Source organism: Tahibacter caeni, assembly GCF_024609805.1.
GTDB lineage: Bacteria > Pseudomonadota > Gammaproteobacteria > Xanthomonadales > Rhodanobacteraceae > Tahibacter > Tahibacter caeni.
Map to the genome: position 1 here is coordinate 1 of NZ_JANFVR010000596.1, position 1,539 is coordinate 1,539.

Consider the following 1,539-nt stretch of genomic DNA (forward strand, 5'->3'; position numbering starts at 1 on the left):
CGGCCGGATCGCGCGCCTGCGCGGCCCACTCCTGCAGCGCCGGCAGCAGGCCGCGCGCCTCGGTGTCGCGCTCCTGCGCGCGCAGCGCACGCAGACGCAGCAGCCAGAGCTGGGCGCGCTCGCGCTCGAACTGCTCCTCGGGCAGTCCTTCGAGGCCGGCCTGAGCCAGGCGCAGGGCCAGCTCGGCGTCGCCGTCGGCCAGGGCCAGCCGCGCGAGCACCGCATCGGCGCGTGCGAGCGTGTCGTTCTCCACCGGCAGGTCGAGTTCGCGCTTGAGCCCGGCGAGCAGGCTGCGCGCCTCCTGCAGGCGGCCGCACTGGGCCAGGATGTCGGCGCGGACCACGGCCATCTGATGCCGCAGGCGCGGGCTGGCGCTGCGCGCGGCGAGGCTCCAGAACGTGTCCGCGGTCTGGCTCGCGCCGGCGGTATCGAGCATTTCCGACTGCGCCCGCGCGAGGCCGATCAAGGTGGTCAGTTGTTCGTTGACCGCACCGAACGCGGCGAAGCGGCCCGCCGCGCGGCGCAGGCCGGCCACGGCCTCGGCGTAGCGGCCGCGCTCGATGTCGAGAATGCCGAGGTTGCCGTCGACGCGCGCGACGGCCAGCTCGTCGCCGGCTTTTTCGAGCGCGACGCGAGCCTCGGCGAACAGGCGCAGCGCATCGTCGAAGCGGTGTTGCGCGGCGTGGCTGATCGCGAGCCCGGTATAGGCCTGGCCCAACGTCCGCGCGTCGCCGGTCGGCTCGAGCAGTGCGACGGCCTCGGTGAAATGGCGTTCGGCGTCCTGCATCCGGTTGCGCCGTATCGCGGCCGAACCCAGGCCGTTGAGCACCTGGCCGCGCAGCGGTGCGTCGTGCCGCGGATCCAGGCGCTGCAGCAGCGGCAGCAGGCGCCGGTCCAGCGCCTCGTAGTCGCCGGCGCGGAAATCGATCTGCGCACGGCGGTAGATCAGCTCGGCGTCGTCGCCGGCAGCGCCGACGGTGTCGAGTTCGCGCCGCGCCAGCGCCAGATCGTCGCCGAGCAGCGCGGCTTCGGCGCGCTGCAGATGTTCGGCGCGCTGGTCGCCGGCCGGACCGGAGGTGCTCAGCGACGGACCGAACAGGTGGCCCATGGCCGCGCGGCCGGCGTCGAGCACGGTCGCAGCCTCGCCGACCGCCTCGCGCCGGCTGCCGTCGGCGGCGTAGGCTTCGATCCGCATCCGCCAATGGTCGCCTTCGCGCCGGGCGTGGGTCGCGAGTACCAGCCGCGCGCCGCTGGCGCGCGCGGCGTCGAGATCGGACTGCGGCGTACGCGTCGCGGTATTGCGCGCGAGCAGGACGAGGGTCGTGTCGCTCGGCAAAGTGGCGTGGCCGGCGCTGCGCAGCTGGGCGGCGAGGAAATCCATGCCGCCCAGGCGTACCCAGGACCATTCGCCGCCTTCGTTGAGTTCGACCGGCAGCACGATGGACGCGGCGCTGCCGGCGTCGACCGGCCGGTCGACGGTGGCCGGAACCGCCGTCGTCGGCGCCGGCGGCCGCCGCGCGAACTGCGCCGCGAGCACGA

General features: G+C 74.7%; 1 protein-coding gene. It reads right to left on the reverse strand.

Annotated elements, in window-relative coordinates:
• Window positions 1-1,539, reverse strand: a 1,539-nt coding sequence (locus NON22_RS24135; RefSeq protein WP_257389529.1) for a tetratricopeptide repeat protein, incomplete at both ends; no start/stop codon positions are given.